Below are 21,979 nucleotides of genomic sequence, written 5' to 3' on the forward strand. Positions count from 1 at the left end.
TGGTCACCTGGACGCAAGTCACCCAACCCGCAAACTCATCCTGCACGGCACTGCGATTGGCAGGTCATGCTAGAGGTGTCACATTACGCACCTTTTACGACGGCCCAGTCTGTGACGGATGCAGCCGAATACGACGCTGATCCCACAGCCCGCGCAGTTCGTTCAGGAGAGCTTCGCGCCTGGTCCTGTCAGAGGTGACCCTGGCGAGAAGATCGGCCAGAACAGCTTCCTTCTCGATTTGCATCAGCATGTCGAATAGGTCATGCGAGACGCGTACGCTGTCATGGCTGGAGTGACCCATGCGGATCTCGCAGATTGTCTCCTGGCGGTCTCGGCCCGCATGAGCGCGAACCCGGTAAAGAGATACATGGGGCGGCAGTGACACAGCGAGCGCGGTCCAATTTTCGAGCGTTGTTGCCCGCTTTTTGATGAGGAATGACCCGACCACAAGGCCATCCAGTTCGGTCGACAAAAACGCCGTAATCGCATCGGCAACGGAATCTACGATCGGTTCGGCATTGTTGTTGAACGACGTATTAAGCAGAATCGGGACGCCCGTTCGAGCTTTGAACGCACTGATAAGTTCCCAATAGGCGGCATTGCTCGTGCGGGACACCGTTTGCAGCCGAGCCGTACCATCGATATGCGTGATCGCGCCCAGCAATGCACGCATGGATTCGCGCACGCGCACGACGAAATTCATGAAGGGATATTCTGCGCGACCATCCGGCAATTCAAAGAACGCGCCCGCATCCTCCTCGAGAACCGATGGCGCGAACGGTCGATAACTCTCGCGCTTCTTGACCATCGCATTGATCCGGTCCTTGTTTGCCGCCGGCCTCGGGTCCGCAAGAATGCTGCGGTTGCCGAGCGCACGAGGACCGAACTCGGACCGGCCCTGTACCCACCCGATCACAGCGCCATCAGCGATCCACTCGGCTGCTCTGGCTGCGACGTCAGCGGTCCGTTCAATCTCGAGGTGTCCGGCCCATCCCTTCAGTTCCTGTTCAATGCTGTCGTCGCTGCCGACATCGGGCCCCCAATAAACCGCCTGTAGTCGCTCGCGGGGCGGAGCCTGCCCGGCCTCCTTTGACACCATCATCGCCGCACCCAATGCGCATCCGGCATCATGCGAGGCCGGCTGCACAAAAATCTCTTCGAACAGCCCTGAGTACAGCAGTTTTCCGTTTAGCGTGCAGTTGTGGGCTACCCCGCCAGCCAGGCACAACCGTTTCATTCCGGTCTGCTCACGATAATGCCGAAGAATGTGAAAGACGATCCGCTCCAGCGCCTCCTGCAATGAAGCGCTCACATCTCGGTGTTGTTGCGTGAACGGCATTCCCTTTCGCCGGACCTCGATATTGCGCAGCAATGCCGGGCCGATACGGTCGAGGTGAACGCGGTAGGCACCGTTGGGGGAGAGCTCATAAAATTGGGAGAAAAGCTCGCGATAGCGAGCGGGATCTCCATAAGGAGCCAATCCCATGACCTTATATTCGTCGAACAGGCCGTAGCCGAGGTATCGGATCGTTTCCAGATAGAACAGTCCGAGAGAGTTGGTCTCTGGAAACGTCATGAGCTCGGTCATTTCGGTGCCCGACCCCACCGCCAACAGACCCGAGAGGAAGTCGCCACAGCCGTCGATCGCGAGAACCAGGCTTTCTTCAAAACCGGACATTGCCAAAGCGCTTACGGCATGGGCCTGATGATGGCCTACGAATGACACCCGCGAAGGGTCAACTTGGGTACCGAACTCTGCCGCGAGAAGGTGCCGCAACAGGAGATTCGCATCCAGCGGAATTGAGATCTCAGGTTGTGAGATGAACAACCGTTCGAGCATCGAATTGCAGTAGGCTTCAGTCGCGTAGAACGCAATACGATCGACGTCGCGAAGCTCCACACCCGCGGCTGCTAGACAGTATTCAATCGCACTGCTCGGGAGCTTGTTCGAATGTTTGATGCGGTTGAGGCGCTCCTCTTCAACGGCGGCGATCACGCGACCGTCCTTGACGAGCACCGCGGCGCCGTCGTGCAGAAACGTGTTCGGTAGTTGCAGCGGGTTTTCATAGACCCTGTCAAGCCCGCCACTCAATCCTAGACACAGCATCTTGTTCTCCGTTCATTTTGAGAGGCCTGTTGGCCTATTTCATATCGCTTGCTTGGCGAGTAGGCTGCACGTCGCCGCGGGGCCGCAGGCATCGCCAACGAAACGAGGCTCGTATAAGCGTCGGCCGCGAACCGAAAGTTCGTTACGTCCGTGTCTGATCTCGCACGCGCGACGCTTCGCTTTAGGTCTTGTTCCTCTCACCGCATCAGGCGTTGCCGAAGCAGCGCAGCTGAGACGATGAAGGGAATGGCTGCGTAGATGCACAGTGTGCCCACATGCAAACCGACGCTGTCGACTGGCCGACCGAGCATTGCTGGACGAATGAGATCGACCGAATGTGTCAGGGGCAACAAGGCCGCGATGCGTTGAAATGAACCTGGCAGCTGGCTGATTGGGAAGATCGCCCCGCTCAAATACATCATGGGCGTGAGGATAAGGGATTGGTAGAAGATGAAATAGTCGTGGCTCGGTGCAAGAGCGGAAACGACCATTGCGAGGCTCGCGAAAGCAACGCCAGTGAGGGCGATGGCTGGTAACGCATAGGGAATGGACGACCACTCTGCATACCCCAGCGCGACGGCAACAATCGTGATCGCGGTCCCGGCGAGCAAGGCCTTGCTTGCTGCCCATGCCACTTCACCTAGAACAATGTCGCCGAGCGTGAGAGGCGTACAGAGCACCGCCTCCCACGTGCAACCTGTCTGCATGCGAGCGTAAGCCCCATAGATGGTTTCAAAGGTTGAGGAGACCATTGCGCTTGTGGCGACCATGCCAGCCGCCAGAAACGCAATGTATGAAGTTCCCTCAACGCCACCTACGATCATTCCGAGGCCAAAGCCAAGACCGAACAGAGAGCTCATCGGCTCGGCCAGATTCCCAAGAATCGATGCCAGAGCGACTTTCCGCCAGACCAGAAAGTTGCGGCGCCATACCGCGATCCAGTTCCATGGATTAGCAGGGAGCGCGGGCGCAAAACGTTGCCACATCGTTCAATCCTTCATCTCTCGCCCGGTTAGCCGCAAGAAGACATCCTCCAGATTTGGAGGTCGCTGCAGAAGACGGAGATCCGGACGGTTGGCAAGCCGGCGACGCACCTGCTCGGGATCCGCGGCATAGCAAAACAGCGTCTCCCCGCTCACCTCAGCGTGCTGCACTTGGGTTCTGACCAGCGGCAGCAACTCATGCGGGTTACCACCGTAAATCTCGATCACCTGACACCCGATCTGCTGCTCGATCAGAGCATGAGGCTGCCCTTCGGCGATCTTGCCGCCGTGCTCAAGCACGCACAGGCGGTCGCACAATCGCTCCGCCTCCTCCATGAAATGGGTGGTGAGAAGAATCGTTTTGCCGCGCGCTAATAGCCAGCGCAAGCGTTCCCAGATGAGGTGCCGGCCGTGCGGATCGAGGCCAGTCGTCGGCTCGTCAAGCACCAAGAGCTGCGGGTCGTTAATGAGGGCACGTGCCAGCGTCAGTCGCCGCTTCATGCCGCCGGACAGTTCGGCGACGCGCGCGTCCGCCTTGTTCTCCAAGCGAGCGAATTCGAGCAGTGACGGCGTCACCGCTTTGACCTCGGTCGCGCTCATGCCGAAGTAGCGACCGAATACGAGCAAGTTTTCGCGCACGGTGAGCTGAAGATCGAGGTTATCGAACTGTGGGACAACCCCGATGCCCCGACGCGCCAACGGCGCACGTGCCGGCACCGGCTCGCCAAGCACGTAGATCTTACCTGCGTCGGGCGATGCAACACCGAGGATCAATCGCGCAAGCGTGCTTTTACCCGCGCCGTTTGGTCCCAGCAGACCGAAGCACTCTCCTGGCGAGACCGTAAACGAAAGAGCGTCCACGACCGTCCGGTCCTTGTAGGACTTACTCACCTCGAAAAGGTCGATTGCCGGGCTTGACATTTGCTTACGCGATCGCGCCGGACGTTGTTCGCACCGCGTCCTTTGTTGCGTGTTTCTTCGTCCAAAGCAGGCCGTCACACCACACGTGATCGACGCGTCCCCACTGGCACGCGGCGGCAGCATCCGGGAAAAAGCCGCGTCCATGCAGATTGGCGCTGGTATTGCAAAGCAGCGGAATGGCTGTGAGCTTTTCGTACGCGATGAGAAGCTCGACCACTTTATGCTGAGATGTTCTGGAAACCGTCTGTAGGCGAGCAGATCCATCGAGATGCACGACGGCGGGAATTTTGTCCCGCCATTCCGGTCGCGTCTGGTGATCGAACAGCATGTACGGATCGGGTATTCCGGGGCTAAAAATCTCCGCAGCACGATCCTCCAGGCATATCGGCGCTACCGGCCTGAAATGCTCTCGAAGCTTGACGTCGTTGAGATGGTCTTTCATTCCCTCCCAGCTCGCAGCCGCGAGAATGCTTCTGCCACCCAACGCACGTGGTCCGAGCTCGGCACGCCCGGCAAGGAAGATCACGGGCTTGTCACTCGCGAGGATTGCCGCAAGTTCGCCCATAGTGCAGGGCGCGCCGTCCCATCCGGGCGGGACTTCGCTGGGACGAACGGCCGGTCCACTGTAGACCGTCCATTCCAGAGCTCTAAAGCCTTGCTGTGCCGCCAGTGCAGAGCAAGCAGCACCGATCGCTGAGCCGCTGTCGTTCGGAAAGGGCGGCACCCACACGTGGTCGAACAGACCGGTCGCACGAAATGCACTATTCCACTTGATATTCAGGCCACAGCCGCCGGCTATGCAGAGGTTACGCCCCCCCGCAAGATCCGAATGTCGCTGCACAACATCAGCAATTGTGCGAACCAGCAGGCGCTCTAGAAAGACGTGAAATGACGCAAGGATGTCTTCGGCCTGCTTGGCCTTCAATCGCAGTGCGCACGCATCGAAGAAGTCGTGCAGAGCTTCAAGTGGTGATAGTGAGCTGTTGATCTGTGCAAGCTTATGACAAGCGCCCTCAGCATCCGTGGCAAAGTGCGCGTGATAAAGCTCCTGAAACGTCGCAATTATCTCCTCGTCGGGAGCTCCCAGTGCGATATAGGCCATCAGCTTGCCGGCGATGCCGAGATCCCAGCTGGTCCGGTCCGCCCGCCTGTAAGGTCCAAAGTGATGTCCTGCCGTCGCATAGGCGTGGCCTATCATCGGAAACAGGCACTCGATGAACCGAATCCCGTGCGGCTCGACATAGTAGAGGCGCGGAAACATGCAGCCGTCCCACACCAAGCAGAAAGCAGATTGTGCGGATTTGGCAAACGAGCTGGTGCAGTATGCGGATGCTACGTGCCCGGTGACATGCGGATAGCTTTGATAGGGATATAGTTTCCCATCAAGCATAAGGCCGATGCGATCGCGGGACGCGAGGGGGCTATCGCCTTGGCGTTCGATATACGGCGCGCCCTTGAGCTTGACGGTCGTCGTCCCACTAAGAACTTCAAACTGGGATTCGAACTCTCCATCCCAACCATCAATGACGAACTGATCGACATCGCTCGGATCGAGCCCGTGCTCCGCCAAGGCGCTAACAACGGAATCCAGGTTGTCGATGGTTTGATAACGCGGATTATTGTTCAGCTTCTCCTGCTCGACGCAGAACACCACTCGCCCGTCCTCAATCAGAGCGACGGCCCCATCATGCGTCAACTTGATACCGCAGATAAGCATAGTGGCTCCTCTCAGCCTTGGCCGTTGGGTGGGATCGAAGATGGCTCCGGATTCCGAAAGCGGACCAAAAGGCAGTCTTCGTCAGCCGACTGCCCCTGGCACTGCACGCGTTCGACCTCAATGAGCGCTTCAGTCAAGATCGTGATGACCGTCTCGGCGCCAGCGACATGCCCCCACCGCTTGCAGGTCGCATCACGTGCAGATCCGAAGACCAGATGCCCACCCGGAGCAAGCATCTTGACCATGTTGTCGACTGCAGTACGCATTTGTGTCATGTCTTCGAGATAATAGAGCACTTCGGCGACCACGATCAGATCGAACCGCTCTGCGGCCGAGAACTGCAGAATGTCAGTCGCCGCCCAGCTGATATGCGACCACCTCTTGGTCCGCTGGACCGCTCGACCGATCGCTCGCGGCATAACATCGATGACCGTGAGCCGTTTGCAGTGAGGAGCAAGCTTCTCTGTAAACGCACCGGCCGCGCACCCGATTTCGAGGCCATTTGAGACGGCGCTGTTCGACAGCGACAGCCGCAGCAATTGGGTGTGACGCTCACGTTCGAACGGATTGTCGTCGAGCCGCCACGGATCCTCATTAGACAGCTCCCGTTCCAACGATTGATATGTCTGGTGCACGTTCACGACCTAATCTCCTACAAAGCTGCTCACTCAGTCTCGGCCGCAATGCCATCCGGCGCGATCAGCTGCGATGGAGCGCGCGAAAGACCTGCCCTGCGAATTGCGCCAGGCATTTCCAATCCGGGATTAAGGCTTGGTCCAGTTGTCGCGTCTTCGGTCGAGGCCTTGGATTCATCAACGTATGGTGATTTCGCTATTTTGCGCGAGAGCCAATCGCTGTTGCCCAAGGTACAGAGCGCATAGGCTTTCATCGGGAGCAGGAGGAAGATGTTGATCGGGGTGTGCAGCGAGAAGCCGAGAAATCGAAGCTCGCCGGCGCGCAGGGCGGCCACGCTGCATCGAATCAGAGTCATCGCGACGATGGTCAGACCGGTCCACCAGGGCACCGTGCCCGTGAGCGCGAGCTGAGCGAGCGCGGCAATCGATGAGATGGCGAGCAGCAGCGGGCCGAGGTTCTGTCCAATCACGTCCAGCGTGAGGTACCGGTCGAGGCCGGGCAGCAGGTGCAAACCGAGCAGGGTGTCGCGGTAGGTGCTGCGCGCCCAGCGGAGCTGTTGGCGCAGATACGGCAAGAGCGTGTCCGGTACCACCGTGGCGGCGATGGCGTCCGGAACGTACTCCGTTCGGAACCCTGCCTTGAGCATGAGGATGGTCAGATGACGGTCCTCACCGAAATCGCTGGGTTTTCCCCGGAAGAACTGCGTCTCGTATTGCTCGAGCAGCAACAGCAGCGCGGAGCGCCGGTACATGGCGCACGGCCCACAGCAGCACATGACGGCACCAAACCGCGTCTGCGCCGCGCGCTCCTCGTTGCAAGCCAACCAGTACTCCATGTCGATCAATCGGGTCAGCCAGCTGTCGTTTCGGTTGCTGGCCTTCAATTGGCCCATGGCCGCGCCGACGGCTGGATCCTGCATCTTGCGCACGAGCTTGCTGACCACGTCGCTGTCGATTTCCGTGTCGGAGTCGACGTTGAGCACGAGATCGCCGAATGAGCGGCGAATCGCTGCGATCTGCGCCTTGCGTTTTCCAACATTGCTTGGCAGCAGAATGATGGTGAATCTCGGGTCATACGCGTAGCTCGCGTGGACCGCGGCCACTGCGCCGACATTTGCCGAGCCGTCGTCGACCACGTAGACCTGCAATCGCCCTGGGTAATCCTGACTTGCGATAGACTTCAGGCAGGCCGCCAGCGTGCGCGGGTCCTCGTTGAAGCAGGGCACGATGACATCGACGCTGGGCAGAGCATCGGCGTCGACCCGGTCGTACGGCGGCAGTGGAGCGTCGCTTCGCAGCGCATAAAGCGCCTGCGCGCTCTTGTGGACGCTGGAGAGCAACGCGTAGGAGGCAACAGCAGCGGTGCTGATGGTGGCAAGCAGGCTCATGGGAATCGATCTATTCAGTGAGGTTGAGGAAGCGACCGGATTGCAAATCCACGGTCATGCAGTGCTGGAATGAGTTGGGCGAGCGCCGTCACGGTCTGGTCGCGCTGACCAGCATGAGGGCAGCGTCCCAACTCGTCGGGAGGGCAACCGTCGTGCAGGAGCACGATTGCGCCCGGCTTGACCGAGGCCAGCACCGCGGCAACAATCGCCTCGACGCCGGGACGCGACCAGTCTTGCGGGTCGACTGACCAGTGCAGGGCTGCCAGTTCGGCCTTCGCCGACACGGCGAAGGCCTCCTTGCTCCAGATCCCGTACGGCGCACGCATGTGCCGCACAGAGGCCCCGGGGCAGGCCATTCCAATGACCTTATTCGTCGTGAGGATCTCGTATTCCACCTCATCCGCTATGCATTTGGCCAAGTCCGGGTGCGTCATTGTGTGGTTTGCGACCTCGTGCCTTTCTGCAATGATGCGCTGGATCAGCTGCGGCTGGGCCGCCGCGTATGCACCGATCACGCAGAAGGTGGCGGGCGTCCGATGCTGCGCCAGAACATCCAGGATAGCCGGCGTGCAAAGCGGGTTGGGACCATCATCAAAGCTCAGATAGACGCAAGGCTCTCCGCCGGCATCGGCGTAGTCGCTCCGCGCTTCAGTCGCGTCGTTTGTGGACCTCACAGTTCTGGCCCGTTCCGTTCGATCGTGTCACCCGCCGGCCATTCGCTCATGGGTCTCGCAATCGGCAGAACGAGGCCGACCACGTCCTCCACACGCGTCGGAGGCACAGTGAGGTAGATGTCCGGACGAGCGGACCGGACGCGAAGCCCTGGCAGAACAGTCGCCAATCCCTGTCGCCCGAGCAGCCTGGTAATATGTTTCTGCAGGGCAGCTCGGACCGTGCCAAAGCCGAACGGCACGCCAAGATCTCGCAATACGGGATACATCACTCGGATCGAGTGGGTTATTCCAAGCCCCTCCAGATCCGGGCGAACCCCGTACAATCCGAGTTCAGCCACGAGCAGATCGGTCTGACCAATTTTTATGAAGCGGCGTAGTGCCGCGATGTGAATCGCAACGCCACGATCATCGTAGCCGATTGCCCGAATTTCAGGCCTTGCGCCGGCCCAGCTTCGATGACCTTCAAAGGGCTTTGCATTGAATTCCCCGGTCGGACCATAGGTCTTCCGGAAGAAGTCGGATAATTCAATATGGTCAGCAAGTTCAAGGTCATTCTCCCAGCACAACCTCCAACGGACTGGAGGGCGCACCGAAACACCTCGTGTGGATTCGGGCACGATCATGTTCATAGGGCGTCATTCCTGTTCGCTATCTGGCTCCTGACGCAGGCCAGCAGTTCGCTACCTTCGAAAGGCTCGTTCATGAACTGGAGTCCAGGGCCTCGCCTCACATCGTGTTCGGAATGGCCTGTGAGCAGAACGGTGGGAATCGCGCCTCCGGATGCAACCAGATGATCGAAGAGCTCGAGGCCACTCATCGCGCTCGAGTGCATGTCCGCGATCAAGCACGACGTGATCGAACGGCGGTCTGATTTCGAGAACCCCTCTGCGCTCTCGAATGGTTCCGGCACGTAACCTGCGGAAAACACCATATCCGTCAGATCTTCACGCACTGACTGATCTGCATTCACAATCGCGACCACGTCGCGCGTGTGCGCAACTTTCATCAGATTCGCCAAGGACGCCTTCGCTTGCATGTTCCGCACGATTTCACCGTCGCAAGGACGCAATCCAATCGGATGCGACCAAGGCACATTTGGCACCCGCAACCGGAGGGGTGCGACCGGACAGCAATCTACGGCCTGGTTGAGGGTTCGCTCAATTCTACGGCGGTACACGGTGGATATAGAATGGGTTGGCGAAGCCATACGATGGTTTGCTCGTCGTATACGCCCACGCAATTTTGCGGATTCCGATCGTGCTAGCTCACGGCGATATGGCTTGCGCAACACGCGCGAAACTGCGACCGCTCGATCGAGACGTCTTGATTGATACCTAGCGCTGGGCTGAGACGCGCAACGGTTTGTAACCATTCTGATGGATCTGACATCTCGCTAAACTATCGTTTGCTATCCTCATTCGGTACAAATGGTAAAATCGATTATATCGATAGAACACATTCACAGCGTGGATCGCTCCGGATTATGCGTTTCAAGGGCCTTGATCTGAATCTCCTCGTCGCGTTCGACGCCCTGGTGACGCAAGGCAATCTCACTACGGCGGCAAGAAGCATCAACCTCAGTCAACCTGCCATGAGTGCCGCCGTCGCGCGGCTTCGCACTTACTTTCGCGATGAGCTATTCACCATGAAAGGACGGAAGCTTGTCCCAACGCCGCGGGCTGAAGCGCTCGCAGCCCCAATTCGCGAGGCTCTCGCTCACATTCAGCACTCCATTATTTCTCCAGACGGCTTCGATCCGTCTCAATCGAATCGGCGATTCAGGATCATCCTGTCCGACTTCATGACTGTCGTGTTTCTTCGAGGGGTCGTGGACCGCGTCGCGCGGGAGGCACCAACAATCAGTTTCGAGTTGCTGCCGCCCGCAGAGGAACCCGATGAGCTTCTCCGGCGCGGTGAAGTCGATTTTCTCATGTATCCGCAGATGTTCATGTCGAGCGCGCATCCGAAGGCGGCTCTGTTCGAGGACACTTTCGTCTGCGTGGGCTGCCCCATGAACAAGCAGCTCGCTTCGCGTCTCACGTTTGAGAAATACATCTCGATCGGGCACGTGGAAGCCCAGTTCGGACGCTCCCTGAGGCCCTCCTTCCACGAATGGCTCTTGCTCGAGCATGGTTTCAAGATACGCACCGAGGTCGCGGTGCAGGGTTTTGGCATGATTCCGCCTATGTTATTGGGCACCAACCGTATAGCGAGCATGCCCTCAAGATTGGTCAGCCATTTCGCACAGACGATGCCGCTGCGGGTTGTCGAACCTCCCCTGCGACTTCTCACATTCACAGAGGCCGTCCAATGGCCGGCCACTCATAATACTGATCCTGGAAGCATGTGGTTGCGCAACATATTCTTGCAGCAGGCATCCACGATGGTCTCTCCGTCCGAGATCAGCCAATGTCACGGCCCGTCCTAGGACTGTTCGGGCCGGTTGCGGCCTGCTCCCGCTAACCGGACTTACGCCAGGCCCGAAGCCCCCGGTCGTCTGATTGACGTTTGGCATAGTGAAAAAAAGCGCGCTTAAGCGTAATTTGGTCGGGTCGCAGCCGATTGACTCGCGGTGCCGTGACGATCCCGCGCATCACACAGCTCGCTTGCTAAGGACTTTCCGCTGATTCGGACGGGACCGCATCACAGGTGCATGCGCCAGCTTCAGAGTACGCAAAATTATGTGGCGTGTCCGGCGAACAATGTTCGGCCTCAGCACCAAACTCGCTTGAATCGCACGCCGCGTCAGGTTCAAGGCCAGCACCTCCGATCGAAGTTGCAGGCTTCATCTGGTAGCGAACCCGCATCGCTGTTTGCCTGAAGGGTGGATCTCATTGCCTTCAACAGCGATGGAGTTAGTCCCGAAGCGCGCCACTAGATACAAATGGCTGATGACCGGCAGAGGCGCTTCCTGCTCGTTCCGGTCGAATCAACATGAAAGCTGAACGCAAACGCCGCCCACGATCGCGCACCCCAAAGCCAACCGCCTGCTCGCGCAAACCCGGATGGGCGGGGAAGACTGCGTGTCTTTGCACAATGTCACAATGGAAATTCGGAACACTTCCTCTCTCGACGGCGCTTATGTTCCTCTCCATGCGCGCGATGCCGCGTGATCGAGTGCAACTGCAAGCTTGCAGACCGCAGGATCAACCCGGAATCAAGTGACATCAGCTGGCGGCACTTTTCCCGTGCGCGCGCGTTGCGGTGAGGAGTGTTCATGATGAGAGGACCGCAACTGTGACAAGGTGCGGCCGCGTAAGCGCTCGCCGCTCCCACTCGCCAAGCCTGCTCCTCCTCCAGCTTTCGATCATTTCGGCCGACATGTTCACCCGAGCCAAATCGGATCATCGGCGCGGGGTCCTTCTTTCCGACGTCGCAACAATCGTGTTTTTCGAAAGATCGCGGCGTGACTCACACCGCGCCACCGCCGTCCATCTCGAGCTGCTGCCTCGCACCGCTAACCCCGAAGGGCTCCTTTGCTGCGGCAAGATGATTTGCCTATCTTACTCGAAGCATCTATGTCCAGCGCGCTTGCCAAAGCGATACTGTTAGAGGCTGGAATTGAGTGAGTGAGCGGCCGGACGAGCAAGCCAATACCGCGACAGCTCGCCGTCGAGCCTTATGTTCGATGGGATTCTTACGGCGAATCCGCCAGACACTGCCCCCCGATCTGGGGAGTCGCTTTGACTTGAGCACGGTCTTAAGACGCGCATTAAACTCCTCCACCAAGCTACAGCATCTCTGCCGTATAGCGAGGCTACCAAAGGCTTGCCAAGTGATTCTGCAAAGGCAGTGTCGCTAGGAATCCTTGCACTTCGGGTGGATTACATCTGCCGAGGGCCGTCCGATGTACTGCGCTCCGCGACACCGAGCCGGCGCAAGCCTAAACACGCAAGTTATTGCTGTATTAGTTATGCCAAGGCTTTCCCCGGGCGTGAGCGCGTGGCGCCTGGGGCGGCCGTAGACGCGTTTGAGTGCCGCCACATGCAACGGATATGGCACGATCATTCGAAGACCCGGTCCTTAATTGCGAGCAACGTTTTGCCAGACGCTTGAGGTAAACCTGCGTTGAGATGATGCCTTCACGAATGGTCTTGAGCTCGCCTTCCGTCATACTCCCGACGTTTACGGCGGCGGACCTGCGCAGTTGAAGAGCAGCCATCATCTTCCGGCACTCAAAACCTGGGCAGCGATCACGCGAGCAACGCCTTTGATCCCACAGTGCCACAACGGGGCTAGCGGACGATCGAAAAAGCTGATAGGCGCCAAGCCCGCCGCCGCGCCACGACTGCTGGTGCGATTGATCCGCGATGATCAACCCAATCAACCGCGCCGCGCGCCTAGGTGATAGACGTCACGGCAAGGATTGCGACTGAAAGAGAGCCATCCGATGAGATCAGTGCTATGTCTAGGTTCGCCGTTTCGGGAGGCCGTGTCTCGGCGGGCTGTCACGCACATGCTTTCGCTTTCCTGATGATCAGGCCGCAGAATAGCCACCGCTGCTGCAGGATCGAGGAGGCATTGCACACTTTGGATTAGCGCACTGTCGGGCAGAGGAAGCAAACGCCCTGTTGCACAACGGCATCACGTGGACGCACCTGTCACATTCTTTCACGCACGTCGCCGCTCCGTCTCCTTTTTGCCCCACCACAGCCAAACGGCTTCGTCACGTGCGGCGCGAGTGCAATCACCAAAGGAGGTTTCTGTTGGAAAAGCCGAGCGGAGTCTACGATCCCGATGATCTCGCGAGCTTGGGAAGGCTGTTCGATCAAGCGATCGCGTCTTTACCGTCATGCATGCGAACTAGCGAGAATCGCGTGGCGATCGCCAGACTGGTGATGCAACGCGCAGCGCGGGACGAATTGGCGTCGCTCGCGTACTTGATGCTTGCACTTGTCTCGGCCGCTTGAGCACCGGCATGCACTCTAACCTTCTGGGGCCTGCAGCAAGAGACGCATCATCTAGATCATTGAAATAACTTGATTCTCACGTGACGTCAGGTTGTAGGCTTGCAAATTGAGGATCATGACAAACGCGATACCACGACGGCGCCGATGGCGTATTGGAGAACTTGCAGAGGCGACCGGTGTAACCGTACGCACTCTGCATCATTACGAACATACCGGGTTATTGACGGTGTCGGAACGTACCTGTGGCGGTCACCGCATGTACGATCGGGAAAGCCTACAACGCGTCTCCCAGATTCGTGCTCTACGTGAGCTCGGCTTCTCGCTTCCTGAGATCCGCAAGGCGATCGAGGGGCGGACATCTCTCACGGACCTGTTGCGAAACCATCTGGAGCGGATTGAGCTTCAAGTCGCGCGCGCGACATTATTACGGGATCGATTGCGCACTATGACGACGCAAGGTGAGACAGAAGTCAGTGTCGACGGGCTGCCGGCCACGCTAGATGCCATGTCGCGGATTGAGGAGCGTAGTACCCCCTCTGCCATCTGCACGTGCGCCTCTAACGCTAGCCGCGAAGATCGGTGGCGAAAGATTCGGGACGAGCTACGAAGCTGCATGGACCAGGGTGAGCCTCCGTGCTGCGAGCGGGCAAATGCAATCGCGCGTCAGGCCCGTTCGCTGCTGACTGAGATCGCAGGGGTTGATTCGACTGTCTCGATGATACTTAAGGTGCTGACGCGATTGACCGAACCACACAATCTCGCCGGCTGGGATGCGAGCCTCATGCGATACCTCGATCTCGCCCTCGCCGCGCTGGAGGACCAGCTGGGAAAGAGTTGAGCGCACCCGTTGCGACGCCCTATTACTGAAATGTCTCTAGACCGGATGAGGTGATGGTGATCCTGTCTGACCGCGGATGGTTTGTCCCTAGCAGTCGCCTCGGACTCTGCGTTGTCGGTTGGGTCTTTCGCTCTGTCGATCTTGGCAATCAACCCCAACGAGCACGCTTCGAAGTACTTGATTCGTACGTAGCGTCACATTGTACCTTCTAAAGCATCGACGCAGCGACGGGGCGACAGACAGAGCGCCGGTTGAACCGAGGGAGACTCCTTTGATCGGCATTAGTTTCGGAAGTTCTCGGTGAGAGTTCTCGACGAGAACAAGTCGATGGATGGTCGTACGCGCCTTCCAAGCGCCTGCTCGGCACACGCCTGTCGAGCACGGGAGACTGGCGAATCTACCGGGTATCAGCAGAATGTTCGATATTGGTCCTGTCAGCCCCTAGACGACCCCTTCTCCTGACCAGTGTCGGAGCGTCTGCTCGTCCGTGGCCGCCCGAAGCTTATGGCCCAACCTGGCAACAACCTGAGCCTATTCGTACGCAACCTGAGTTCGCTCCAAACATCATTGCGCCAGATTGTTGGCCGCCGCGTCACACCAGAATGGCGAAGCAGACCAAGTCGTCTCGCGAGACACCGGGAGTCATATATGACGATCCTTCGCATTCACAGGCTTGCAGCTGCTGCGCTCCTTTCCGTGGCCCTGAGCTCGAGCGCCAGGGCAAAAGATGTTTACATTGCCATAGCGGGTCCGATGACGGGAAGCACTGCGGCGCTCGGCGCGCAGATACGCGATGGAGCGGCCGCAGCTGTGGATTCGATAAATGCTTCGGGTCTGCTGCCTGACACAAGGCTCATATTGAGAATCGCCGACGACGCATGCGATCCCAAGCAGGCTGTCGCTGTTGCCAATCGCCTGACAACTGACGGAATCAAGCTCGTCGTTGGTCACTTCTGTTCATCTTCGTCGATTCCGGCTTCAGACATATACGCCGAAGCCGAGGTAATTCAGATTTCACCTGGGTCCACCAATCCCCGTCTGACAGAGCGTGGCCTAACGACCCTGTTTCGGATTTGCGGCCGCGATGACCAGCAAGGCAGAGTTGCCGCCGAATACATCGCGCGGCATCACCAAGGTGCAAAGCTCGCAGTCCTCGACGACAAGAGCACAGCAGGCAGGGGTATCGCCGATATCGTTGAATCGCGCCTTCGTGTAGCCGGCGAGCATCCCGTTCGACAAAGCTATGTTGCAGGCGAGAAGGATTATACCGCTCTCGTTTCGCGACTGAAGCGAGAGGGACTCCAGCTCGTCTATATCGGCGGCTATTACAACGAGATCGGCCTGATCGTGCGTCAAGCCGCGGAGGCGGGCGCACGTCTGACCGTGATCGCCAACGATCCGCTGATGACAACCGACTTTTGGGCCATTGCCGGCGAGGCCGCGAACGGCACGCTCTTTACCTTTATGCCGGACCCGACGAAGAATGCTGCAGGCGCAGCTGCTGTCGCCAAGCTCAAGGGTTCGAGCCTAACCGCCGCAGGTTACACGCTCTACGCTTATGCCGCGGTTCAAGCATGGGCCGACTTCGTCAAACGGGCCGGCACCTTCGATGCTATGCGGGTTGCTGTGGCCCTCCGCTCCGAGTCAATCGATACGGCTATTGGCACTGTTAGATTCGACCCCAGGGGAGACAATGCCTCTCCTGACCTCATCGTTTACCGCTGGCGCGACAATACCGTCGAAGCGGTCGAGCAGAACTGACCGCCCGTGCCAACACCGTACGAAGCGTTCGAATGATGAACCATCCTCGATATATCGATTACGCGCTGCTCACGTGCCTCGCAATCGCCGCAGTCGCAGCATTTCTCACCCTCGCAGCAATGCTATCACAGCTATCGTGCGCGCCCGCAGGGCCGCCCGAAGAGTACGTTCCCATTCGTCTGGTGCCACTGCAGTGAGCATCACATCCACATTCGTAAGGCCGACGAAGACCGGTGTCCTTTTCCAGCCAGTGAACTTGATGCCCGCCTCGCTCTCGGGAGAGAGCTGTCAGGACCTCTTTAGAACGAACGTACGTCGTGAAACGATGTCAGTCACGCGCAGTCCGTCTGCGGATTGCGCGAGTTCGAGCCAATCGTTAGCTGCGCTGTTCGGTCGAGGGACGTGGCCTTCCATCCCTTTCCTGGAAGCAGGTATTGGCTCGGAAAACGCCGTGCGACGCCTGATCCGTGCTGATCGCTTTCGGACCTTGAGACGGAGTCTGATCCGGTACGGCCCTTAGAGCCAAGTCCGCCTCCCAACACTCACATTCACGCGGGCCTCGCGCTTCTCGGGTCCGAACAAAGCGCACGCACCCACGTAGGCTCGCCGAACGCCCTCAACTACTCTCGTCGACAAAAAGGGAGACACCACTTTGGATGCAAAGTTGCAGACTATGCTTTCCGCGCTCTCGCCGGTGGCTCGGGAATTGAATGCTCTACCGTCCGGGCGGCCCACCACCGACAACAATTGCGTGAAACTAAACACGAACGAGAACCCCTTTCCTTTGCCAGGCGTCGTGATGCGAAGCGCAATTGCAGCTCTCGAGCTGCAATACCGCTATCCAGAAGACGACAATGTCAGCTTGAGGCAAGCGGCCGCAGCTGCGTATGGCATAGCAACTGATCGCGTGATCGCTGGCAATGGATCGTCTGAACTCCTCAGCCTGATTTACAGAGCCTTTCTTGCCCCGGGCGACCACGTTGCAATGATGTCGCCGGGTTTTTCATTCAATCGCAAGCTTGCCATGTTGCAAGGGGCCCGCTTCATTGAAATTCCCTGGTCTGAACCGGACTGCTTGCCGATGGACGAGCTGCTTTTCGGTGCGGCTAAACAGGCCAAGTTCATTCTGCTGGCCAATCCGAACAATCCGACCGGAACCTTTATTCCGCTCGCTGAGATCGAACGCCTCGTTGCACGATCTGACCGATTGATCGTACTGGACGAAGCTTACGTCGATTTCGCACCTGAGGACGGCCTACGCCTCGTTGAGTGCCATTCGAATCTTCTGGTCCTGCGCACATTTTCCAAGAGTTATTCGGCCGCTGGCATTCGCGTCGGCTTCGGTTTCGGCCATCACGAGCTGATCGGGCGGCTTCGCAACATGCAGAATGTTTTCAACATGAATGTGGTCGCTCACGCCGTGGGGATGAGCGTCCTTGCGCATCGCGACGCCTATGAGGAGAACCATCGCCACGTCAGGCTTGAGCGCCAGCGCGTAGCCGCCGCCCTCTCTGAATTTGGGTTCTCTGTAACGCCTTCCCACGCGAACTTCCTCCTCGCCCGTGTGCCGGTAGGCCAGGGTGGCAGATGGTGGCAGGCGGCGTTGCAAGACCAGAGAGTCCTTGTTGCCTTCTTTCCGGATGCCGGCCTGGAAGAGTGCATTCGGGTTAGCATCGGTACAAAGCGTCAGATGGATGCGTTTCTTGCGGCCGTCGGCAGCGTTCTTAGGAAAGTGGGATGTCGTGGCTAGGGGTCCCTTCCACTCATCTCACAGATCTCCGTCGTAATCGATCCGGACCCACACATGATGCAGCTCCGCGACACAGCCCTCGGTCAGTTGTTCTCCAGTCGCCGCATTACGAACTTTGTGAACGGCTTCGCAATAATACAGCGCATTGCCAGCGAGCGCCTCTTGCACTCCCGAAACCCGCGGACTCCGGTCCTCTCTATATAGGAGATAACTGAGTGAGAAACGATGTTCCCTCAAATCTGACCTGCGGCATCTTTGATCATCTTGACGACGACGGCCGCAATATCACCCGGCAATACGCTGACCGCCTTATCCTAGCGGAGGCCTACGACCGGCTCGGTTTCTATGCCTATCATCTGGCGGAGCATCATTGCACTCCGCATGGACTGGGTCCGTCGCCGAATTTGTTTCTGTCAAGCGTCATACAACGCACACGGCGACTTCGCGTCGGTCCTTTGGTCATGCTGCTCAATCTCTATCACCCGCTGCGTGCATTCGAGGAGATCTGCATGTTGGATCACCTGAGCGGCGGCAGGGTTGAGGTCGGCCTTGGTCGCGGCTCTCTGCCGATCGAACTGAGCTATTTTGGTGTTGGAGCCGATGTGGCCTCGAGCCGTTACGAGGAAGCTTCCCAAATCTTCGTCGGCGCGATGAATGGGGGCCTGCTCTCATACGAAGGGCAGCATTTTGCGCTGCGCGACGTCCCTTTGACGCTTTCGCCTTACCAGCGTCCTTGTCCCCCGACATGGATTGCGACAAATCGGCCAGACTCCGCCCGCTGGGCGGCGACAAATGGCGCCAATCTCGCATGCATGGGCCCATCCTCTGCCGTTCGCAGAATAACCGATGTCTATCGCGCAAATCGAAACGCAAAAAGCGACGCCAACAGCTTAGCACCATTTCTCGCGTTGCTCCGCATGGTCGTGATTGCCAGCTCTGAAGCAGCGGCTCGTTCCCTCGCCGCGCCTGCCTACGAAACATGGCTCAAAAGTTTCAAGTTCCTGTACGAGCTCAATGACATCCCGCCTCCGTCAAACCTGCCCCTGAACTTGGATACCGCAATTGAGAGTGAACTGTGCGTTGTCGGAACGCGCGGTTCGGTGCGCCAAACTCTTCTCGATCACGTTGAAGAGGCGGGCGTCAACTATCTTCTCTGCCAGCTCGCCTTCGGATCTCTGCCACTGGAGGCCTGCCTCAACACCGCAACTGCGATTCACTCCGAGCTCATAGCCGCAGAGCGCGGGCCATGACCAATAGCGAACTCCAATAAGTTCGCCAATGACGCTGATAATAAATGGCAATAGCGACGTCGATGAGCGCCGCAGCCGAATGGTTCGACCAAACCTTCCCCTCGTTCAAGTGGCTTTTACGCGCACGCGACCCTTTCGGCTGCATCTGCAAACAGAAGGCTTAACAGGAATCAATGGCTTATCTCTCATTTTGCGTGCGTTGAGATTGCCCGAGCATTGGTTTGCGTGGACAGCCGAGTTGGCTCACATCGATCGCGCATTGGCGCGCCGGCTCTTCGATCGCATTCCAGACGAAGCCAAGGTCTGGCCTGTCGCCAGAGCGAGCCTGTCGTGACGCGGTCCCGGCAGCGCTCCGAGCGGACGGAGGAGATCGAACGCAAGCTCGAGATCGTGCTGGCGGAGCTGGCTGCGCTGCGCATTTTGCTGGCTGCGCACGGCATTAGCACCCCTCCACCTCTCCATGAGGACTACCTCACGGTTCAGCGGTTCGCAGCAATGAATCACATAAGCCCTGAAGCAGTGCTCTCTCGGATCCGCCGCGGCAAGTTGCGCGCGGAGAAACGCGGGGGCCGCTGGTGGGTGAAATGCACGGTTTGCACAGCATAGCCGTGCAGTGGCGAGGACAGTAAGACAGACGAAGTGAATCAATCCGAGATACGGACTCCGTCACATGGAAACGATCTGCGCACATAACTTCCTATCACTGCTGGGCTCGACCGGCGGTCGATGGAGAATCAACAGATTGATCGTGTTCAACGTGGCGCACGACCAACAGACACCGTCGGCAGATCGGAAAGCTCGATCCGATGCATCCACGCAATCACAAAATGCGTCGGTGCTCCGAGCAACGGGATATCGGCTGACCAGCTTTGCTTGAGCGGGATCACTCAGCCGATTTGGCGTCGTTAACAGAGGGATCCAAGTGAACAAGCGAAAGAGCACAGACGCTTGGCAGTAGAAGTCCACCTCCAATACCTCTGGCAGCGTATGGCAAACCGAAAACGGCACTCATCCTATCGGTTTTGCACGCCACCGCACGCATCCTGGGTTGCAGCGTGGAGCACAGGAAAAATAGCCGCCTTGCTCACAAATCGCAATCTTTGCGCGTTCCACTGAGTAACTCTTTAAGGTCCGCCTCGCGCCCGCTGGGGCGTAGCAGCGGAAAAGTAAACCGCCGGCATTCGCCTGTTCAGGGTCACCTCGCGCGCGGGCGTCAACCAGGGACGGATCCGTTTCCGCTGGAAGAGTCCCCAGAATCCGGCTGGAGAAGGAGATAGCCTAGATGTCACCAACACTGATGTCAGCACTAGCGTCGATGGTAGCAGTCGAGCGTATGTTTTGGAAGCTTCGAGAATTGATCGATGGCGACAGCTCAATCTTACCTGACCTTCGAGAGACGCTTCATTTGATTTTAGACGCTAAGCTACTTGCCGCAAAAGGTAAGATAATGAGCGACGCGCGCGCTGCGATCGACGCAGCTCCTGATTTCCCGCAGGAAGTCCGCGACCGAGCATACAACTCGCTCGACTTTGCAATGAGAATGTTTATGGCCAGCGAACCGCGCCCCAGTCAGGATCCCATTAGCAAGATCGGTGTCTGCAGCGCTCATCGCAAGACCCATTGATGCATGCCCCACTCCATCGATCGCCTGCCGCGACACTTCGTTGTGCACGGTTGATGTTAGCCGAGGCGGCGCTTCGATTGAGCTCCTGAGCAGCCATCAAGCTGATGAAATGGACCGACAGAACCTCTCTACTTGATGAATCTAGTCCTTCCCGGGCGCCGGCAGAGCTTGGTAGGAGACCTGCCGAAATGCTGCAGGCTCGGATTTAGCTCGTGCATCCCGAGTCATACTTCTCTGATCACCTCAACGGTCCACTGTATCGAGGCGAACAAGGAAATTACCCGCCCGCCACGCGGCGGCCGAACGCGCTCCGCCACCAGTTCATCGAGCACAGATGCGCATGGAGGCCACGCGCGTGCTCACGTGGAGTCAGCCCGACAGCAGGCCGTAACGTGTGACTCACCGATTTCACCCGAGACGACTGAACGGTAATGAGTGCGAACTCGGATTTGATCTCGCGTCAGGATCAAGCTCGCGGCTCCTGGCCGAGCTAGATTTCCGGAAACAACCTACCAAAATTGAGAGTTTCGAAGGTGCGGCGTCTTTCCTAGAACTCGATCCGCGACGGGCAATACAGCGGATGCATCATGAAGCCTGACGAGCGCCTCTCCGATGTCGTTGAGAATAGCGCATGTCTTGATGATGAGGCGCGGGAGGTGTGGGCACAGTGCCTCTCACCCACTGAGCGGCTGGCGTATATTCGCAAGCATCGCTCTCGCTTTCGGTTTGCAGATTACGATGAAGTGATAGCTGTTGTACGCGGTCGGCGCTTCACCGGTTGCTCGTCGCAGCTCCTTCGATGGCGTCACGAGATACGCGCGAGGACGTTGCAAGGCGCCTTGCTCTTCTCCGTTGCGGTTTGGTCGGGCATCATTTGGCTTGCGGTGTGCTTTAGCCGCTGATATCGGCAGCTCACCGTTCGTCCACAGGTAGGCTAGCTGTGCCCCCATGCGACCGAGCATTGGGGCGCGTGGAAATGACCTGACAACCCGCAACCCGACGCACCGTTCGGTTCGAACATTGCTTTAGGGCAAAGGGTGCGAAGCTGTTCCAGCAATTCGCGCGGAAGTTGTTAAACCGCAAGAGGCTCGGTGGCACTCAAGACATCAGAGCAGAAATGAAGAAGTCGTTGCTTGCGAACGTGAGCATTGTGGCGCTTGACGCGGTGGCGCCCGCGTGCGGCGCAGATCTGCTTGCGCAGGCCGTCCAGCCCCTCTACACCAAAGCTCCGCAGCCTGTCGGGGCAGCGATCTACGACTCGGCTACTATATCGGCACGGACGTTGGCTTCGGCTCAAGCTCGAATCTGGGATTACCGTGGGCTAGTAGCTCGTCGCAACCCGAGCCCGAAAGTTCACATAAGCTTCGCAGTTTCAAAGCAGGGCCGAGTGCAGAGTGAGGTCGTTCCGGACAGCGCTCCGG

Annotated in this window: 17 protein-coding genes; 8 read left to right on the plus strand and 9 right to left on the minus strand. The window is 58.3% G+C overall.

Features of this window, described 5'->3' with window-relative positions:
- Positions 1-94 precede the first annotated feature (94 nt).
- The 9 genes from AC0L3C_RS26690 to AC0L3C_RS26730 form a co-directional block, all read right to left on the minus strand.
- Positions 95-2,107, minus strand: coding sequence for a carbamoyltransferase family protein (locus AC0L3C_RS26690; protein WP_473409390.1), 2,013 nt, complete (start codon positions 2,105-2,107; stop codon positions 95-97).
- 197 nt (positions 2,108-2,304) lie between these two features.
- Positions 2,305-3,093, minus strand: a complete 789-nt coding sequence (locus AC0L3C_RS26695; protein ID WP_231189075.1) for an ABC transporter permease — start codon at positions 3,091-3,093, stop codon at positions 2,305-2,307.
- A 3-nt stretch (positions 3,094-3,096) separates the two neighbouring features.
- Positions 3,097-4,011 carry a nodulation factor ABC transporter ATP-binding protein NodI gene (nodI, locus tag AC0L3C_RS26700; RefSeq protein WP_231189077.1) on the minus strand — a complete coding sequence of 305 codons (915 nt, stop codon included), beginning with the start codon at positions 4,009-4,011 and terminating at the stop codon, positions 3,097-3,099.
- 4 nt (positions 4,012-4,015) lie between these two features.
- A complete protein-coding gene (nodU, locus tag AC0L3C_RS26705; RefSeq protein ID WP_473409391.1) occupies positions 4,016-5,728 on the minus strand; it encodes a nodulation protein NodU in 1,713 nt (570 codons plus the stop codon).
- An 11-nt stretch (positions 5,729-5,739) separates the two neighbouring features.
- Positions 5,740-6,369 (minus strand): nodulation methyltransferase NodS, encoded by a 630-nt coding sequence (gene nodS, locus AC0L3C_RS26710; protein ID WP_473409392.1) that lies wholly within the window; start codon positions 6,367-6,369, stop codon positions 5,740-5,742.
- 23 nt (positions 6,370-6,392) lie between these two features.
- Positions 6,393-7,751, minus strand: a complete 1,359-nt coding sequence (nodC, locus tag AC0L3C_RS26715; protein ID WP_473409393.1) for a chitooligosaccharide synthase NodC — start codon at positions 7,749-7,751, stop codon at positions 6,393-6,395.
- A 14-nt stretch (positions 7,752-7,765) separates the two neighbouring features.
- A complete protein-coding gene (gene nodB, locus AC0L3C_RS26720; RefSeq protein WP_473409394.1) occupies positions 7,766-8,425 on the minus strand; it encodes a chitooligosaccharide deacetylase NodB in 660 nt (219 codons plus the stop codon).
- Positions 8,422-9,054: a NodA family N-acyltransferase gene (locus AC0L3C_RS26725; protein WP_473409395.1), complete on the minus strand. Its 633-nt coding sequence runs from the start codon at positions 9,052-9,054 to the stop codon at positions 8,422-8,424. The genes nodB and AC0L3C_RS26725 overlap by 4 nt, the downstream gene beginning before the upstream one ends.
- Complete coding sequence (locus AC0L3C_RS26730; protein WP_473409396.1) at positions 9,051-9,443, minus strand: response regulator transcription factor; 393 nt, start codon at positions 9,441-9,443, stop codon at positions 9,051-9,053. Before AC0L3C_RS26730 ends, AC0L3C_RS26725 begins: the two co-directional genes overlap by 4 nt.
- Before the next feature lie 465 nt (positions 9,444-9,908).
- On the opposite strand from AC0L3C_RS26730, the gene AC0L3C_RS26735 reads away from it, so the two are divergent.
- The 8 genes from AC0L3C_RS26735 (at position 9,909) to AC0L3C_RS26770 (ending at position 20,558) form a co-directional block, all read left to right on the plus strand.
- On the plus strand, positions 9,909-10,853 hold the full coding sequence (locus tag AC0L3C_RS26735) for a LysR family transcriptional regulator (RefSeq protein ID WP_085348245.1): 945 nt from the start codon (positions 9,909-9,911) through the stop codon (positions 10,851-10,853).
- Positions 10,854-13,131: 2,278 nt separating this feature from the next.
- Positions 13,132-13,335 carry a hypothetical protein gene (locus AC0L3C_RS26740; protein WP_085348244.1) on the plus strand — a complete coding sequence of 68 codons (204 nt, stop codon included), beginning with the start codon at positions 13,132-13,134 and terminating at the stop codon, positions 13,333-13,335.
- Positions 13,336-13,450: 115 nt separating this feature from the next.
- Positions 13,451-14,173: a MerR family transcriptional regulator gene (locus AC0L3C_RS26745; RefSeq protein WP_317245131.1), complete on the plus strand. Its 723-nt coding sequence runs from the start codon at positions 13,451-13,453 to the stop codon at positions 14,171-14,173.
- Between the two features lie 648 nt (positions 14,174-14,821).
- Entirely contained in the window at positions 14,822-15,934 is a 1,113-nt protein-coding gene (locus AC0L3C_RS26750) for a branched-chain amino acid ABC transporter substrate-binding protein (protein WP_473409397.1), read from the plus strand.
- A 673-nt stretch (positions 15,935-16,607) separates the two neighbouring features.
- Positions 16,608-17,684, plus strand: coding sequence for a histidinol-phosphate transaminase (gene hisC, locus AC0L3C_RS26755; protein ID WP_473409405.1), 1,077 nt, complete (start codon positions 16,608-16,610; stop codon positions 17,682-17,684).
- A gap of 215 nt (positions 17,685-17,899) precedes the next feature.
- Positions 17,900-18,934, plus strand: a complete 1,035-nt coding sequence (locus tag AC0L3C_RS26760; protein ID WP_473409398.1) for an LLM class flavin-dependent oxidoreductase — start codon at positions 17,900-17,902, stop codon at positions 18,932-18,934.
- 28 nt (positions 18,935-18,962) lie between these two features.
- Complete coding sequence (locus AC0L3C_RS26765) at positions 18,963-19,268, plus strand: hypothetical protein (RefSeq protein ID WP_473409400.1); 306 nt, start codon at positions 18,963-18,965, stop codon at positions 19,266-19,268.
- Positions 19,269-20,216: 948 nt separating this feature from the next.
- Positions 20,217-20,558 (plus strand): hypothetical protein, encoded by a 342-nt coding sequence (locus AC0L3C_RS26770; protein ID WP_473409401.1) that lies wholly within the window; start codon positions 20,217-20,219, stop codon positions 20,556-20,558.
- Positions 20,559-21,979 lie beyond the last annotated feature (1,421 nt).

This window comes from Bradyrhizobium sp. WSM4872, assembly GCF_055811715.1.

Excerpts from the sequence above, each read along its gene's own strand:
- AC0L3C_RS26690 (WP_473409390.1), bottom strand. The coding sequence starts at position 2,107 with ATGCTGTGTCTAGGATTGAGTGGCGGGCTTGACAGGGTCTATGAAAAC.
- AC0L3C_RS26695 (WP_231189075.1), bottom strand. The coding sequence starts at position 3,093 with ATGTGGCAACGTTTTGCGCCCGCGCTCCCTGCTAATCCATGGAACTGG.
- nodI (WP_231189077.1), bottom strand. The coding sequence starts at position 4,011 with ATGTCAAGCCCGGCAATCGACCTTTTCGAGGTGAGTAAGTCCTACAAG.
- nodU (WP_473409391.1), bottom strand. The coding sequence starts at position 5,728 with ATGCTTATCTGCGGTATCAAGTTGACGCATGATGGGGCCGTCGCTCTG.
- nodC (WP_473409393.1), bottom strand. The coding sequence starts at position 7,751 with ATGAGCCTGCTTGCCACCATCAGCACCGCTGCTGTTGCCTCCTACGCG.
- AC0L3C_RS26725 (WP_473409395.1), bottom strand. The coding sequence starts at position 9,054 with ATGAACATGATCGTGCCCGAATCCACACGAGGTGTTTCGGTGCGCCCT.
- AC0L3C_RS26735 (WP_085348245.1), top strand. The coding sequence starts at position 9,909 with ATGCGTTTCAAGGGCCTTGATCTGAATCTCCTCGTCGCGTTCGACGCC.
- AC0L3C_RS26745 (WP_317245131.1), top strand. The coding sequence starts at position 13,451 with ATGACAAACGCGATACCACGACGGCGCCGATGGCGTATTGGAGAACTT.
- AC0L3C_RS26750 (WP_473409397.1), top strand. The coding sequence starts at position 14,822 with ATGACGATCCTTCGCATTCACAGGCTTGCAGCTGCTGCGCTCCTTTCC.
- hisC (WP_473409405.1), top strand. The coding sequence starts at position 16,608 with ATGCTTTCCGCGCTCTCGCCGGTGGCTCGGGAATTGAATGCTCTACCG.
- AC0L3C_RS26765 (WP_473409400.1), top strand. The coding sequence starts at position 18,963 with ATGACGCTGATAATAAATGGCAATAGCGACGTCGATGAGCGCCGCAGC.
- AC0L3C_RS26770 (WP_473409401.1), top strand. The coding sequence starts at position 20,217 with ATGTCACCAACACTGATGTCAGCACTAGCGTCGATGGTAGCAGTCGAG.